The sequence below is a fragment of the Buttiauxella sp. AC038 genome (assembly GCF_979253565.1).
Genome location: NZ_CEEDCQ010000001.1, coordinates 280945 through 295837, shown reverse-complemented (window position 1 = coordinate 295837; position 14893 = coordinate 280945). Strand labels below are relative to the sequence as shown.

At 51.3% G+C, this 14893-nt stretch carries 15 protein-coding genes and 1 riboswitch; of the genes, 8 read left to right on the top strand and 7 right to left on the bottom strand.

Annotation, left to right across the window (positions count from 1 at the left end):
• Positions 1-30: 30 nt before the first annotated feature.
• The 3 genes from AC0IXI_RS01380 to AC0IXI_RS01370 are packed head-to-tail and all read right to left on the bottom strand — an operon-like array spanning position 31 to position 2844.
• On the bottom strand, positions 31-1338 hold the full coding sequence (locus AC0IXI_RS01380; protein WP_134185755.1) for a TRAP transporter large permease: 1308 nt from the start codon (positions 1336-1338) through the stop codon (positions 31-33).
• A complete protein-coding gene (locus tag AC0IXI_RS01375) occupies positions 1331-1843 on the bottom strand; it encodes a TRAP transporter small permease (RefSeq protein WP_134185757.1) in 513 nt (170 codons plus the stop codon). Before AC0IXI_RS01375 ends, AC0IXI_RS01380 begins: the two co-directional genes overlap by 8 nt.
• Positions 1844-1860: 17 nt before the next feature.
• Positions 1861-2844, bottom strand: coding sequence for a TRAP transporter substrate-binding protein (locus AC0IXI_RS01370; protein WP_134186027.1), 984 nt, complete (start codon positions 2842-2844; stop codon positions 1861-1863).
• A gap of 465 nt (positions 2845-3309) precedes the next feature.
• Between AC0IXI_RS01370 and sodA the strand changes: the two genes are divergently transcribed.
• Positions 3310-3930 (top strand): superoxide dismutase [Mn], encoded by a 621-nt coding sequence (gene sodA / locus AC0IXI_RS01365; RefSeq protein ID WP_064561221.1) that lies wholly within the window; start codon positions 3310-3312, stop codon positions 3928-3930.
• A 70-nt stretch (positions 3931-4000) separates the two neighbouring features.
• Complete coding sequence (yiiM, locus tag AC0IXI_RS01360) at positions 4001-4675, top strand: 6-hydroxyaminopurine reductase (RefSeq protein ID WP_232921777.1); 675 nt, start codon at positions 4001-4003, stop codon at positions 4673-4675.
• A gap of 64 nt (positions 4676-4739) precedes the next feature.
• Here the strand turns inward: yiiM and cspE are convergent, their stop codons facing one another.
• The 4 genes from cspE to AC0IXI_RS01340 all read right to left on the bottom strand — a co-directional run bounded on the left by cspE (position 4740) and on the right by AC0IXI_RS01340 (position 6712).
• Complete coding sequence (gene cspE / locus AC0IXI_RS01355) at positions 4740-4952, bottom strand: transcription antiterminator/RNA stability regulator CspE (protein WP_034460397.1); 213 nt, start codon at positions 4950-4952, stop codon at positions 4740-4742.
• Between the two features lie 269 nt (positions 4953-5221).
• Positions 5222-5560, bottom strand: a complete 339-nt coding sequence (locus tag AC0IXI_RS01350; RefSeq protein ID WP_083962923.1) for a hypothetical protein — start codon at positions 5558-5560, stop codon at positions 5222-5224.
• Positions 5561-5574: 14 nt separating this feature from the next.
• On the bottom strand, positions 5575-5844 hold the full coding sequence (locus AC0IXI_RS01345) for a hypothetical protein (protein ID WP_064514465.1): 270 nt from the start codon (positions 5842-5844) through the stop codon (positions 5575-5577).
• 157 nt (positions 5845-6001) lie between these two features.
• Positions 6002-6712: a DUF3053 domain-containing protein gene (locus AC0IXI_RS01340; RefSeq protein WP_471681837.1), complete on the bottom strand. Its 711-nt coding sequence runs from the start codon at positions 6710-6712 to the stop codon at positions 6002-6004.
• Positions 6713-7027: 315 nt separating this feature from the next.
• Positions 7028-7122: riboswitch (guanidine-I (ykkC/yxkD leader) on the top strand.
• Positions 7123-7182: 60 nt separating this feature from the next.
• Between AC0IXI_RS01340 and AC0IXI_RS01335 the strand changes: the two genes are divergently transcribed.
• From AC0IXI_RS01335 to AC0IXI_RS01310, 6 genes are all read left to right on the top strand, one after another.
• The gene (locus AC0IXI_RS01335; RefSeq protein WP_424221440.1) at positions 7183-8238 is read left to right on the top strand and encodes a putative urea ABC transporter substrate-binding protein; all 1056 of its coding nucleotides are present in this window, start codon (positions 7183-7185) and stop codon (positions 8236-8238) included.
• 14 nt (positions 8239-8252) lie between these two features.
• Positions 8253-9065, top strand: coding sequence for an ABC transporter permease (locus tag AC0IXI_RS01330; RefSeq protein WP_064514471.1), 813 nt, complete (start codon positions 8253-8255; stop codon positions 9063-9065).
• Between the two features lie 9 nt (positions 9066-9074).
• The gene (locus AC0IXI_RS01325; protein ID WP_034460402.1) at positions 9075-9839 is read left to right on the top strand and encodes an ATP-binding cassette domain-containing protein; all 765 of its coding nucleotides are present in this window, start codon (positions 9075-9077) and stop codon (positions 9837-9839) included.
• 14 nt (positions 9840-9853) lie between these two features.
• Complete coding sequence (locus AC0IXI_RS01320) at positions 9854-10567, top strand: urea amidolyase associated protein UAAP1 (protein WP_471681836.1); 714 nt, start codon at positions 9854-9856, stop codon at positions 10565-10567.
• The gene (locus tag AC0IXI_RS01315) at positions 10561-11196 is read left to right on the top strand and encodes an urea amidolyase associated protein UAAP2 (protein WP_134185766.1); all 636 of its coding nucleotides are present in this window, start codon (positions 10561-10563) and stop codon (positions 11194-11196) included. Before AC0IXI_RS01320 ends, AC0IXI_RS01315 begins: the two co-directional genes overlap by 7 nt.
• 79 nt (positions 11197-11275) lie before the next feature.
• Complete coding sequence (locus AC0IXI_RS01310) at positions 11276-14806, top strand: 5-oxoprolinase/urea amidolyase family protein (RefSeq protein WP_471681835.1); 3531 nt, start codon at positions 11276-11278, stop codon at positions 14804-14806.
• The last annotated feature ends 87 nt before the right edge of the window (positions 14807-14893 follow it).

Here is a 14893-nt window from a genome sequence, read left to right as displayed (position 1 = left end):
CACTCGGGCTTGCCGAGTGCAGTCGTGTTGTTACATCACTCCCAATATACGAGGTAAGAACAACGTAATTTCAGGTATATAGGTAATGATAAACAGCACACCAATGATGGCAATATAGAATGGAATTAGCGGTTTTATCACTTCTTCTACTTTAACCTTACCCACACTGGCCCCAACATAAAGCCCGCTTCCTACTGGAGGTGTGATGGTGCCTATCGCAAGGTTGTAGATCATCAAGATCCCAAAATGCACCGGATCTACCCCCAACTTCACCATAATTGGCAGCAGTATAGGGGTGAAAATCAGGATGGCAGGACCGATATCCATAAACGCGCCGATAACCAGCAAAAATATTGTCACGACAAGCAAGATGACTAACTTGTTATCAGAGATACCCAAAATCAGGTCGCTTAGTGCCGCCGGAATATTAGTTATCGACATTGAGAATGACATTGCCGAAGATGTTGCCAGCAGGAACATGATGACTCCTGTCATCACCACGGTCTGGATCAGGATGTCCGGTAAATCTTTAATCTTGATGGTTCTGTAAAGCACCATCGTGAGTATCAAGGTATAGACCACGGCAATCGCTGAGGCTTCAATAGCGGTGAAAATACCTTTCACAATTCCGCCGACAATGATCACAATCAGCAACAGACTCGGCACCGCTTCCATGGTGACTTTCATCGCCATGCCTTTTTGCAGAGCAAAAAACACACGGTAGTTATTACGTTTGGCCACAACCAATGTAACCAACATACAGCCCACGCCCCACATAACTCCCGCCACCAGGCCACCGGCAAATAGTGCAGCAATGGACGTTCCACCACTCGCCAGTGCATATAAAATGAATGCGGTAGTCGGCGGAATCAGCATCCCTGTTGGCGCTGAGGCGATATTTACCGCCGCGGCAAAGCTACGGCTATAACCCTCTTTTGCACTCATTGGCACCATAACGCCACCAATTGAGGTCGATGCAGCAATGGCTGAACCGGAAATGGCACCAAACATCATGTTGCCGATAATATTGGTATAAGAAAGTGAACCAGGCAGTTTTCCGGTAAACAGTTTGGCGAAGTTAACAAGCCGGGTCGCGACTCCTCCGCTATTCATTATCACCCCAGATAATACGAAGAATGGCACTGCTAATAAGGCAAAGCTGTCCAGGCTGGAAAACATTTTCTGTGCAGTAGCAAACATTGAAATATCAAAAGGTAAAGCCAGCATCATTGTTCCGCATGACGCAATAACGATGCAGATACCAATAGGAGCGCCCATGGCGAGGAGCACTACAAAAACACTTACCAGCGTGAAAGATGCAAGGATTGGATCAATCATGTTGATTCTCCATGGTAGTGCTGGAATCCATCTCTGTATTCATTGCTTTGCACAAATCCAGAATGTTCATCAGGCTGTAAGCAATAATCAGAATGCCCGCGACTGGCAGAGCGTAATAGATTTTCCCCATGGGAATACCTAGCGCCGGTGAGATTTGTAGCATCGATATTGAGGATATTTTCAGGCCACCGATAATCAGTACCCAAATGGAGAAGGCCGCGAAGGTCAACTGCAGCACAATCATCCACCAGCGGCGAACGGCTGGGGACACTTTGTCGACTAATATTGTCAGGCTAATATGCTGATTCTTCCCGGCAACGTAGGCCATTCCCAGCATTGAAAGCCATACCAGTGAAAAGCGTAAAAGTTCTTCTGAGGTGGTGCTTGGCACGCCAACAATATAACGGCTAATCACCTGCCAACAGGCAATACACACCATCGTTGCCAGCAACAGACAACAAATACTGCCAAGGATTTGATCGAGTATCTTTCTTAACGTATCCATAATCCGATCCTGTAAAATTAGTGTTTTGCTGATTGAATATTTTGATACAGCGAATAGAGAGCAGGCTTATCTTTCAGCCCCTCATAAATTGGCTGTACAGCGTCCTGGAAGGGTTTTTTGTCGATTTCAAAGAACTCCACCTTGAAGTCTTTCATCGCTTGTTGTCGGGTTTTTTCGATTTCCTTATCCCAGGCTGCTTTCTCAAACTCAATCGATGCTTTTACTGCTGCTTTAACAATTTTTTGCTGTTCAGGTGTCAGCTTTTCCAGGGTTAAAGAGCTCATTAACAGAATGTCGGGGATGCGGGTGTGCATATCGTAGGTGTAGTAGCGGGCAACTTCGCCGTGACGGGCGATAGTCAGAGCAAATTCGTTGTTCTCGGCTCCATCCAGAATGCCCTGTTGAAGAGAGGTATAAACTTCAGCCTGACTCATCGCGATAGGTGATGCACCCAGCAGCTTAAGCGTGCGAATAGCAGTGTCACTTTGCATGACGCGGATTTTTTTGCCGCGAAGATCTTCTATCTTACGGATGGGCCCCTTGCTCATATAAAAGTTGCGGGCGCCTGAGTCATACCAGCCGATGCCGAAAAAACCCTGTGCGACAGTAGACTGATAAACTGGCTCCATCACATCAGCGTTATCCATTACTTTGTAATATTCTTCAATATCAGCAAACAGATACGGCAGGGAAAACACGCCATACATAGGGGAGAAGCTTTCCATCAAACCGGATGAAACTTTGGTGATATCGACAACCCCAACCTGTGTCAGTTCTACCAGTTCTCGTTCACCTCCAAGCTGAGCGTCGGGAAAGTAAATAACCTTCACTTCACCAGCGGTTTTCTCTTCGATTTGTTTTCCCAAAAAATGAAGCGCGTCTTTAACTGGCTGGCTGTTTTCAGCATAGGCAAGGCGTAGGACGGTTTCAGCGTTAGACCTAAAAGCCAGAGTAGCTAAACAGCATAAAAGTAGAGTATTCACTGTCCGTGATATGTTCATAACTCCCTCGTGATGATTATGGTTTTTCCTGGAGCGAAAATACGAGGATAAGCCGATCAACACCTTGTGGATTTTGCCAGAACGAGGAGAAAGGTGGCGCTGTGAGAAAGATTTTGAAAGCGTGTTTCACATTTCAGGATTTTCAGCATTTTACGCTGGGAGGCAGGCGCATCAACGTTCAAACCATTATTTTATTCAGATAGATAACGAAAAGTTATAACCATGCTAAAAGTACGGCATTGATAATCATTTTCAATATCATTTAATTAACTATAATGAACCAACTGATTACGCGGCGTTAACAGCTTGTTCGCCGTTCGATAATATCCCTTAGACCTTCGAGTTACAGGAAGGCGGCAAGTGAACGAATCCCGATGATCTTAGTAAACTAATGATTCGGATGAGTGAACGCAGCCAACGCATCTGCAGCTTGAAGGGGGACGGGTATAAATGGAGATGATGAATATGAGTTATACACTGCCATCCCTGCCTTACGCATACGACGCCCTGGAACCACATTTCGACAAACAAACGATGGAAATCCATCACAGCAAACACCACCAGGCGTACGTAAACAACGCGAATGCAGCGCTGGAGTCTCTGCCAGAGTTCGCAAGCCTGCCAGTTGAAGAGCTGATCACTAAACTGGATCAACTGCCAGCAGACAAGAAAACCGTTCTGCGTAACAACGCAGGCGGCCACGCTAACCACAGCTTCTTCTGGAAAGGCCTGAAAACTGGCACCACCCTGCAAGGTGACCTGAAGGCAGCCATCGAGCGTGACTTCGGTAGCGTTGATAACTTCAAAGCAGAATTTGAGAAAGCAGCAGCAACTCGCTTTGGTTCAGGCTGGGCGTGGCTGGTACTGAAAGGCGACAAACTGGCTGTGGTTTCTACCGCAAACCAGGACAGCCCACTGATGGGCGAAGCTGTTTCTGGCGTTTCCGGTTTCCCAATCGTGGGCCTGGACGTTTGGGAACACGCTTACTACCTGAAATTCCAAAACCGTCGCCCTGACTACATCAAAGCATTCTGGGATGTAGTGAACTGGGACGAAGCAGCAGCACGTTTTGCCGCTAAAAAATAAGTTGCATTGCAGCTGACGAGAGGCGAGCCTGATGGCTCGCTTTTTTTATGTCTGTTGCAGGGAGGTTCAGATGCACTATTCGCTAAACGTTTATATCGGCAAAATTCGTGAATATCAGGGCAGTAGGCCGAGTGCTATTGCCAAATATCAGGTCGATGGTGAACTTAAACTCACCGAACTGGGCCTTGAAGGCGATCAGCAGGCTGAAAAAGTCATTCATGGCGGGCCGGATCGCGCGTTATGCCACTACCCACGTGAACATTATCTTCACTGGGCGCGTGAATTCCCCGAACAAGCTGAGCTTTTTACCGCTCCTGCCTACGGTGAAAACTTATCGACCGAAGGCCTGACAGAAAAAGATGTCTATATCGGCGATATTTTCCGTTGGGGAGAAGCACTGATTCAGGTCACGCAGCCGCGCTCACCCTGCTTCAAGCTGAATTACCATTTTGGCATTAGCGATATGTCTTCTTTGATGCAGGAAACGGGTTATTGCGGCTGGCTTTATCGGGTCGTAATGGCGGGAAATGTATCGACGGAATCACCGCTTGAGCTGGTTTCTCGCGTTAGTGATGTGACGGTCGCAGAAGCGATTGCGACAGCATGGCATATGCCATTTGATGATGAGCAGTATCACCGGTTACTTTCGGCTGCAGGGCTATCCGTGAGCTGGACGCGAACTATGCAGAAACGGCGTCTGCTAGGGAAGATCGAAGATAATTCCCGGAGATTGTTTGGGAAATAAACCCCAGATACGAAAAAACCCGCCGAAGCGGGTTTTAAAATTCTTAGCTTTGCTAACGTTAACCTTACAGGTTAGTTACGTTACCAGCAGCTGGGCCTTTAGCACCACTTTCGATGGTGAAAGACACTTTCTGGCCTTCGTCCAGAGACTTGTAGCCATCAATCTGGATAGCAGAGAAGTGTACGAACACGTCTTTTGAGCCATCGTCAGGAGTGATGAAGCCGAAGCCTTTGTCAGAGTTGAACCATTTTACGAGACCAGTCATTTTGTTAGACATAGATATTACCTTTTAAATTAAATTTGCCTTCCGGCGCAATTGGAATGTATTACAGATTTTTTAAAGCGATAAAGGAAGGTAGATCACGTCGAAGGGTATCTATGATAACTCTTTGAGGACTGCGCTACTAAACTGCTTAAGGGTCTGTGCTTCAAACCGATGAATGCATTAACTCATATAACAGTAGTGAATAACAAGGTTTATTTTAGCCGTCCGCAGGGCTGGAGCTCAGGCCATCTGCGGTCTGGAAACTCAGAGTAGCGGTAAACTCAGTAAATAACATTGTGGCGATAGAGCGCCGATTCGAAATCTTCCTTCATGCTTGCATAGAGTAAAATGCCGATTTCAGAATGGTTGCTGTCGTCATAAAAACAACGATACTCATTTTCCACATCCAGCCACTCACGAATCCTGACACCTTTGTCCGCGAGAGTACCGTTTATACGATATCGGGTTGGGTCCTCTGAAATAGCCGCAACCGAACGTAATAACAGCGATTCAATGAATGTTCCAGCAGCCTCAACACCGATAAATTGTGACTTAAAGAATTCAATATCCTGCAGGCTTTTCACCGCAGTTTCGGTAAGTACAATGTGGTGTTCCTTCACTTTATACTCCCTGTTTATTTCCTTGCAGTACGGAGTCGTTGGAGGGCAGCTTCAGGCGAAACCGTTTTCCCTTCTGTCACTTCGTGCTTGGCCTTCATCACCAGTTTTAATAGCGCGTTGCTCTGGCGTTCGCGTAAACGCTCAGCCTCTTCCAACTGGCGCTCAGCGGCTGTCTGAACAAAGAGTTCCGCGACACCGTTTTTCGTGACGTAAACGCCGCCCTCAAAAAGCTCAGGGTTGCTTAACCCTTCTCGGGCAGTCTTTTGGGACATTGTATTTGGCATGAGAACTCCTCATAACGGACAGTTAATGACGAGTTTATGAACAGCATCAGGCGGTGTCAAATTTATGACAAATTTGTACCTTGGGCAGGAATTAAGTGCGGATGGGGAATGCTAAAGAGGGAGAATATTCCCCGCCTTGCGACGGGGAAAACAGCAATTACTGCATTGAAGTTTGAGCAGCAGAATATGCCTGCATAAATGCCTGATGCTGTGAAGCCAGCGGAGCAATCAGCGAGTTGTACTGGCTTGCCTGCTGTGAGGTTGGGAACTGAATGCCACCAGCAGTAAAGCCAACTTGAGTGCCCTGCTGCTGGATGAAGTTACCCACTTGCACCAGTTGTGCTGTGAAAGTTTGTGCCGCAGGGATCAGTGGAGCCATTGCGTCTGCCGGAGCAGTAACCACTTTCTGATAAACCTTGTCGTAAACAACTTTCAAATCGTCAGGCTGCTTTAAGGTGGAACGAGCGCTGTCTGCCTGCATTTTGGCATTCTGCACCTGTTGGCCCAACACGTTCAGTGAACCGTTAGCCTGGCTCAGAGGTTCACGCTGAGTCATATAATCTTGTGGTACACGAATGCTGTTTACGCTATCGGCGACTGGCTCCATGCCGTCATCCATTGCCTGGTTTACCTGTTGGGCAAAGCCATACAAAATCGCGTAATCAGAAACCAGCGGACCGAATTGTTTTTTCTGATCCGTTGTCAGCGTTGGCAGGCGTTCACCGCTGCGCATCGCTGTGTTTTGTAAGAAATCGATAAACGCTTTACGTTGATCGCCTTCTTTATCAAAACAGCCACTCAGACTCACCACCATTAAAATTGCCGCAAGCGGCGCAAACCAGCGTGACCAGGACTTACCTGTCGCCATCTTTTCTACTCCTTCACCATTCAATGCAAATACGCAAATGCGCACCCAATAATGCTGCTAAGGATAGTCCAACCTGACTTTGCAAGATACCCTTTCACAACAATCTCTTTCAGGCATATTTGCGCTGAAATGGTGCATTTTCATACGCCACCCTGCACCTTATTGGCACATCTCCCTTCAACTGTGCACACCCATAAACGTACGTTAATCCTCTGTTATAAATAGATAAATCAACTATTTTTCATACCTGGCATTCATCTTGCTGATATCTGGATGCAGGGGTGATACGGGCAACCGATGTCGCCATACAATTTGGTAATGGATCACTAGGGTTCCGGTCGAAAGATGCTGGTCCGAGAGTGGTCGACCGCCCTCTGGCGGTTACACGGCGGGACAAAAGCCCGGGAGGATAAGCGACCATTGAGCGCCGCCCTCCTGCACCTTTTTCCGCAACCGTCAGAGGAACCACCATGCTTAAAGCTTGCCACCGTGGAATCTTGTTTGCCGCACTCGCGCTGTTTAGTGTCAGCAGCTTTGCCGCAAAACCCTCGTTTAAACTCTGCTGGTCTATCTACGCAGGCTGGATGCCATGGGATTACGCCCAACAAAGCGGCATCGTCAAAAAGTGGGCCGATAAATACGGCATCGATATTAAGTTCGTGCAGGTTAACGACTATATCGAATCAGTAAACCAATACACCGCGGGAGGGTTTGACGGCTGCACCATGACCAACATGGACGCGCTCACCATTCCGGCCGCAGGCGGCGTAGATAGCACCGCGCTGATTATTGGCGACTACTCCAACGGTAATGACGGCATCCTCTCTAAATCCGCAAAATCTGTTGCCGAATTAAAAGGCCAGCCCGTTAACCTGGTCGAGCTTTCTGTTTCCCACTATTTACTGGCTCGCGCTCTGGAAAAATCGGGCCTGAGCGAGCGTGATGTGAAAGTGGTGAATACCGCCGATGCGGATCTGGTCGCCGCGTTTACCACTCCGGAAGTGAAGTCCATCGTCACCTGGAACCCGCTGTTGGCCGAAGCGCAAAAACAACCGAACGCCAAATTACTGTTCTCTTCCGCGCAAATCCCCGGCGAAATTCTCGACTTGTTAGTGGTCAACACCGCAACCCTGAAAGCCCACCCTGAGCTTGGCAAAGCACTGACCGGCGCGTGGTTTGAAACGCTGAAAGTGATGCTGGGGGAATCAGAAACCGCCAAAACCGCACGTACCCAAATGGGCCAGGCCGCAGGCACAGATTTAGCTGGGTTTGATGCCCAACTTGCTGCCACACACCTGTTCAGCGACCCGAAACTGGCACTCGATTTCACTGACAGCCCACAACTGAAAACCACCATGCAGATGGTTGCCGAATTCTCCTTTAAACACGGTTTATTGGGTGACGCCGCGCCGTCCGCCGACGTGGTAGGCGTTGCAACACCTGCCGGGAATTGGGGCGACACCAACAACACCAAACTGCGCTTCACTGATGAGTTCCTTCGCCTCGTCGTAAGCAACGCGCTCTAAACCTGAGGTGCCCTATGCGCAAAATTATTAACTACCAACCCCAGCCAATGACTCGTGTGCTGATGGGCGCCCTGCCATTAGTTGCGATGATCTTCTTCTATCTGGTGGCATCTGATGCACGTCTTGCGGCAAACAGCTACGACAAGCTATTGCCAGGATTTGATGCGATGTGGGCAGCCATCGACCGCATGGCATTCACGCCAAGCCCGCGTACCGGAGAATATCTGTTCTGGACGGACAGTGCGGCAAGCCTGCTTCGCCTTCTGGTCGGCGTGGGGCTGAGTGCATTTCTGGCGCTAATTTTTGGCCTGTTTTGCGGGGCGCTGCCAGTTGTGCGTTCGGTGCTTTCACCGCTGATTACCCTGATAGCGCTGGTCCCACCGCTGGCGATTTTACCGATTCTTTTCATCACCTTTGGTTTGGGAGAAGTGTCAAAAGTGGTGCTGATTGTCATCGGCATTACGCCGTTTATCGTGCGTGATTTGCAGCTTCAGGTGCAGGCCATTCCCCATGAACAAATGGTGAAAGCCCAGACGCTTGGCGGCCATAGCGCGCAAATCCTCTGGCGCGTGGTTCTGCCACAGCTTTTGCCACGCCTGATTGATGCGGTGCGTTTGTCGCTGTGTTCTGCCTGGTTATTCCTGATTGCCGCCGAAGCGATTGCCGCCACCGAAGGGCTCGGTTACCGCATCTTCCTGATGCGCCGTTATATGGCGATGGACGTAATTTTGCCGTATGTGGCGTGGATTACGCTGCTTGCTTTCACGCTCGATCTGCTGCTGCGCGTCATCAACCGCCGCTGCTTCCCGTGGTACTACGCAAAATAAGGAGGCGCTATGGCGTTGCTCGAACTGAAAAATATCGAAAAGCACTATGGCGACCAGGTGGTGCTGGAACGGCTGAATGTCACCGTCGAAGAAGGTGAGTTTGTCTCGATTGTCGGGGCTTCAGGCTGCGGGAAAACCACTTTCCTGAAAATGCTGCTCGGCACCGAATCGGCCACCAAAGGGGAATTTTTACTGGATGGCAAACCTATCTCACAAGAACCGGACGCGCAGCGCGGCGTGGTTTTCCAGCGCTACTCGGTGTTTCCGCACCTGACGGTGATTGGCAATGTGATGCTGGCAGAAGAGTTCAGCACCGCCCGCTGGCTGGGGCGTGTGTGGGGTAAAAAGCGCAGGGAAATTCGTGAGCGCGCCCGTGCAATGCTTGATCAAGTTGGTTTACTGCCTGCACAAAACAAATACCCACACCAACTTTCTGGCGGTATGCAGCAGCGCCTGGCGCTGGCTCAGGCACTGATGAAACAGCCACGCATTCTGCTGCTTGATGAGCCTTTTGGCGCACTCGACCCCGGCATTCGCAACGAAATGCACCTGCTGATTAGCGATTTGTGGGAGCGCCACCGCCTGACCATTTTCATGATTACACACGATCTGAAAGAGGGATTTTCGCTCGGTTCAAGGCTGTGGGTGTTCGACAAAGTGCGTCACGACCCGCAAGCGCCGGACCGCTGGGGTGCGAGCATTACCTACGATATCCCGCTTGATAAAAAACCCGCCAGCCCGGTGGACGCCGAACCTGAACGTAAAGTCGCCTGAAATAAGGAGCCTACATGGCCTATCAAACCGAACTTCCCGCAGGCAGCCATTGGTCGCTGATTATGCGCAAGGGAACAGCTTTAACGCTCACCGACATTAACGGTGGCGTGAACGCTGCCGCGCTGTTTTACAACCCGGAAAACCTGCTGGAACGCTACAACGCGCCGGACACCCTGAAATGCCAGCACACCTTCCGCTTAACCACCGGGCACTGCCTCTATTCCGATATGGGGCGCATCTTCTGCGGCATTGAACAAGACACTTTCGGCTGGCATGAAACCGTCTGTGGCAGCAGCAATGCCGCGCAAATCGCAGAGCAATTCGGCGTACTGGATTACCAACAGGCCCACAACGAACGCCACCAAAACGGCTACGACAGCTTTCTGATTGAACTGGCGAAATACGGCCTTGGGAAACGCGATATGGCAGCGAATATCAACTTTTTCGCCAAAGTCACCGCAAGCGATGAAGGTGATTTAACACTCGAGCAGCAGGGCCTTGCGGGTGCATCTGTCACCCTGCGTTTTGCGATGGACACGCTAGTGATTCTTCACACCTGCCCGCACCCGTTGAACACCGCCAATGCGTACCCGCGCCAGGTGCTGGGTATTCAGCTGGACGCAACCCGCCAACCGCTGCCAGAAATCTGCCTGCAACGTGAAGAAAACTGCCGCGGCCTGCATAACAACGAACTTTATATCCTGACTGAAGGAGCCTGCGGATGCTGACTGAAAGCCCACGCCATACAGAAACTGCCCAGCTCAAAGCCACGGTAAACGCCGGTGATTATTGGGTTTATCGTCTGCAAGAGGGCCAGACGCTGCGCATCACAGATCTGGAAGGCAACCAGGCGGCAGATACGCTGTTTTATAACGCTGACGACACCGCCGAGCGCTACAGCGTGACGGATACGCTGCGCGGCCAGCGCAACGTTTTTCTCACTACGGGCAGCGTACTGCGCTCCAGTGAAGACCGACCGATGCTGGAAATTGTGGCTGATACCTGTGGCCGTCACGACACCCTTGGCGGTGCCTGTGCTACAGAGAGCAACACCGTTCGCTATTCACTTGAAAAACGCCATATGCACGCCTGCCGTGATAGTTGGTTGCTTGCCGTGGCGCAGCACCCGGAATATGGCCTGACGCGCCGCGACATCACCCACAACATCAATTTCTTTATGAATGTACCGGTCACCAAAGAAGGTGGGCTGCAATTTGCCGATGGCATCTCAGCGCCAGGGAAATACGTCGAACTGGTGGCGAAAATGAACGTTCTGGTGATGATCTCCAACTGCCCACAGCTCAACAACCCTTGTAATGGTTACAACCCAACGCCGATTGAAGTCGCCGTCTGGTAATACATTTAGCGCCGCGGGACGGCCCGCACTCCAGCGCCCGAATTGAAAGCAGGACGACCTGCGAGCCTGAGAAACGGTTATGTTTAAACGAGTCTTGATTGCCAACCGTGGCGCGATTGCGGTGCGTATTATCCGCACCCTGAAGCAAATGGGCATCACTGCAATTGCGGTCTATGCCGAAGCCGATAAACACTCCCAGCACGTGCGCCAGGCCGATATTGCCTTCTCGTTAGGTGACGGCAACGTACGCGAAACTTATCTCAACCAGGACAAACTGTTTGCGATCCTGCGCGAAAGCGGCGCTGAAGCCGTGCATCCGGGCTACGGTTTCCTGAGTGAAAACGCCAGTTTTGTTGAGCGCTGCGATGCAGAAAATGTGGTATTCCTCGGCCCGACGGTTGAACAGATGGCGGCCTTTGGCCTGAAACATCGCGCCCGAGAACTGGCAGAGTTAAATAACGTGCCACTGCTTTCTGGCAGTGGGTTGCTGACCTCACTTGAGGTTGCCTTAACCCAAGCGGATCGTATCGGCTACCCGGTGATGTTGAAAAGCACGGCGGGCGGCGGTGGGATTGGCATGCAATGCTGCGATAATGCATCAGCATTGAAAGAAGCATTTACCCGCGTAAAACGCCTCGCAGGTAACAACTTCTCCGACGATGGCGTCTTTTTAGAGAAATTTATCGCCCACGCACGCCATATCGAAGTGCAGGTTTTTGGTGACGGAGCCGGTAACGTTATCGCGCTGGGCGAACGCGATTGTTCAGCACAGCGCCGCAATCAAAAAGTGATTGAAGAAACCCCTGCCCCACGCCTGTCTGATGCGACCCGCAGCGCCCTTCACTGCACGGCAGTCGAACTTTGCGAAGCGGTTAATTATCGCAGCGCCGGGACGGTTGAATACGTCTACGACGATGTCAGCGAGCAGTTCTGGTTCCTTGAAGTGAACACCCGTTTGCAGGTTGAACATGGCGTAACCGAAATGGTTTACGGCGTGGATATTGTGAGCTGGATGGTGGCACTGGGTGCAAATGAACTCCCTGCGTTAGAAACCTTGCGCACTACGCCGCACGGCCATGCGATTCAGGTGCGGGTTTATGCCGAAGACCCGGCGAAAAACTTCCAGCCGGTGGCCGGACTGTTAAGCGAAGTCATATTCCCACAGGCGATAGAAGGCGCTGTGCTTCGTGTCGATCACTGGCTGGCAACCGGCTGCGAAGTCTCGCCTTTTTACGACCCGATGCTGGCAAAAGTAATTGTTCATGCTGATTCCCGCGAACAGGCGCTGTTATCGCTATCAAACGCATTGCAGCAAACATCGCTCTATGGCATTGAAACCAACCTGAACTGGCTGCGATATTTACTGACTTTGCCAGAAGTACAGGAAGGGAGAGTCATCACCGCCACGCTTGGCAAGGTGAACTGGCAACCCGCAACGCTGGATGTGATTACCGGCGGCACCATGACCACTATCCAGGATGCACCAGGCCGCAGCGGTTACTGGCATGTCGGCGTGCCGCCTTCCGGCCCGTTCGACAGCCGCGCCTTTACCGTTGGCAATCAGCTTTTGGGCAACAGCGCGCAGGCCGCTGGCCTGGAAATTACGTTACGCGGCCCGACACTGCGCTTTAATCAGCCGTGCGCTTTCGTGCTGACCGGTGCTGAAATTGCCGCAAAACTGGATGACGAAACGGTATCAACAGGTGTGGTGATTAACGCTAATGCCGGGCAAACCCTGACGCTGGGCGACATTACCGGCGCGGGTTGCCGTAGCTATTTGCTGCTGGCGGGCGGGCTGAACTGCCCAGAGTATCTCGGTAGCCGCAGCACCTTTACGCTGGGTAAATTTGGTGGTCATGCCGGGTGTGCGCTGCGTGCTGGCGATGTGTTGCACCTGGCCGCAGCGGAGCATCGCCCTGCTGCTTCTTTAACGGAACAAGATTACCCGCAGCTGAGCAATAGCTGGCAGATCCGGGTGGTTTACGGGCCGCACGGCGCACCGGAGTTTTTCACCGAGCAGGATATTGAGGAGTTTTTTGCAGCGCGTTGGCAGGTGCATTACAACTCGAGTCGTACCGGTATTCGTTTGATTGGCCCAAAACCGACCTGGGCACGCAGCGATGGCGGTGAGGCAGGAATGCACCCGTCAAATATTCACGACAATGCTTATGCCTTTGGCACCGTGGATTTTACTGGTGATATGCCGGTGATCTTAGGGCCGGACGGCCCGTCGCTCGGTGGCTTTGTCTGCCCGGCGACGGTCATCAGTAACGATTTGTGGAAGCTCGGGCAGCTTAAAGCCGGGGACACAATTGAGTTTGTCGCGGTGAGTCTGGATGGTTTGGAAAACCGAATCGCCTCCCCAATCCTCTACCACGATCCCGCCAACAACGGCATGCCATCCGTCACCATCCGTGCGGCAGGAGACCGCTTTTTACTGGTGGAATACGGTGAGCAGATGCTGGATATCGCCCTGCGCTTTCGTGTCCACGCGCTAATGCAGCGCCTGGAAGCCTATCCGCAAGAAGGACGTCTTGAACTGACCCCCGGTATTCGCTCATTACAAATTCATTTCGATAACCATCTTTGCCCTCGCCAGCAACTGCTGGAAAGGATCGTGGCAGCCGATAAAGATCTTGGCGATCTGCAAAACGCTAAAGTCCCGTCGCGTACCGTCTGGCTCCCACTGAGCTGGGACGATTCCGCCTGCCGTGAAGCAATTACCCGCTACACTCAGTCGGTGCGCCCCGGTGCGCCGTGGTGCCCAAGCAATATCGAATTTATCCGCCGTATCAATGGCCTTGATTCAGTTGATGAAGTCAAAAAGATTGTCTTTGATGCCCGTTACTTAGTAATGGGGCTGGGAGATGTTTACCTTGGCGCACCGGTGGCGACACCGCTCGACCCGCGCCATCGCCTGGTCACCACCAAATACAACCCGGCACGCACCTGGACTGCAGAAAACTCCGTGGGAATCGGTGGCGCATACATGTGCGTTTACGGCATGGAAGGGCCTGGAGGATACCAGTTTATCGGGCGCACATTGCAAATGTGGAACCGAGATCGCCAGACAGATGTATTCACCAAACCGTGGCTACTACGCTTCTTCGACCAGATTCGTTTCTACGAAGTCAGTGCTCAAGAACTACTGGAAATACGTGAACGTTTCCCGTGGGGCGACTACCCGCTGCGCATTGAAGAAGAGGAATTTAGCCTCGATGATTATCAGCAAATGCTTGATCAAGAAGCAGAAACCATCGATACCTTCCAGCAGCAGCGCCAACATGCTTTTGATGAGGAACTGTCTCGCTGGCGTGCTGAAGGGCAATTCACCTTTGATAGTGCGCTGGATGAAGCCCCGTCTAATGAAGAGTACATCCCTGACTCCTGCTGCGGAGTAGAAAGCCAGGTCGCCGGGAGTGTATGGCAATGGCTGGTTGAGCCCGGTGAGCAGGTAAAAGCGGGCCAAACCATTGGCATTCTGGAATCTATGAAAATGGAAATCCCAATTACTTCACCGGTGGATGGCGTTATCCGCACCTTCCAGCGCCAACAAGGCAATCAGGTCCACGCCGGGCAGTTGCTGATGGTGATTGAAACCGCGGCCTGATTTTCACTTTTTATATGGCGGGTTGCACTGGCGGCCCGCCCATTTCACATGTTGCTCATTTGTTAACTCACTCACAAATCCGCGCAG

Coding starts and splice junctions, on each gene's coding strand:
- AC0IXI_RS01380 (WP_134185755.1), bottom strand. CDS start 1,338: ATGATTGATCCAATCCTTGCATCTTTCACGCTGGTAAGTGTTTTTGTA.
- AC0IXI_RS01375 (WP_134185757.1), bottom strand. CDS start 1,843: ATGGATACGTTAAGAAAGATACTCGATCAAATCCTTGGCAGTATTTGT.
- AC0IXI_RS01370 (WP_134186027.1), bottom strand. CDS start 2,844: ATGAACATATCACGGACAGTGAATACTCTACTTTTATGCTGTTTAGCT.
- sodA (WP_064561221.1), top strand. CDS start 3,310: ATGAGTTATACACTGCCATCCCTGCCTTACGCATACGACGCCCTGGAA.
- yiiM (WP_232921777.1), top strand. CDS start 4,001: ATGCACTATTCGCTAAACGTTTATATCGGCAAAATTCGTGAATATCAG.
- cspE (WP_034460397.1), bottom strand. CDS start 4,952: ATGTCTAACAAAATGACTGGTCTCGTAAAATGGTTCAACTCTGACAAA.
- AC0IXI_RS01345 (WP_064514465.1), bottom strand. CDS start 5,844: ATGCCAAATACAATGTCCCAAAAGACTGCCCGAGAAGGGTTAAGCAAC.
- AC0IXI_RS01340 (WP_471681837.1), bottom strand. CDS start 6,712: ATGGCGACAGGTAAGTCCTGGTCACGCTGGTTTGCGCCGCTTGCGGCA.
- AC0IXI_RS01335 (WP_424221440.1), top strand. CDS start 7,183: ATGCTTAAAGCTTGCCACCGTGGAATCTTGTTTGCCGCACTCGCGCTG.
- AC0IXI_RS01330 (WP_064514471.1), top strand. CDS start 8,253: ATGCGCAAAATTATTAACTACCAACCCCAGCCAATGACTCGTGTGCTG.
- AC0IXI_RS01325 (WP_034460402.1), top strand. CDS start 9,075: ATGGCGTTGCTCGAACTGAAAAATATCGAAAAGCACTATGGCGACCAG.
- AC0IXI_RS01320 (WP_471681836.1), top strand. CDS start 9,854: ATGGCCTATCAAACCGAACTTCCCGCAGGCAGCCATTGGTCGCTGATT.
- AC0IXI_RS01315 (WP_134185766.1), top strand. CDS start 10,561: ATGCTGACTGAAAGCCCACGCCATACAGAAACTGCCCAGCTCAAAGCC.
- AC0IXI_RS01310 (WP_471681835.1), top strand. CDS start 11,276: ATGTTTAAACGAGTCTTGATTGCCAACCGTGGCGCGATTGCGGTGCGT.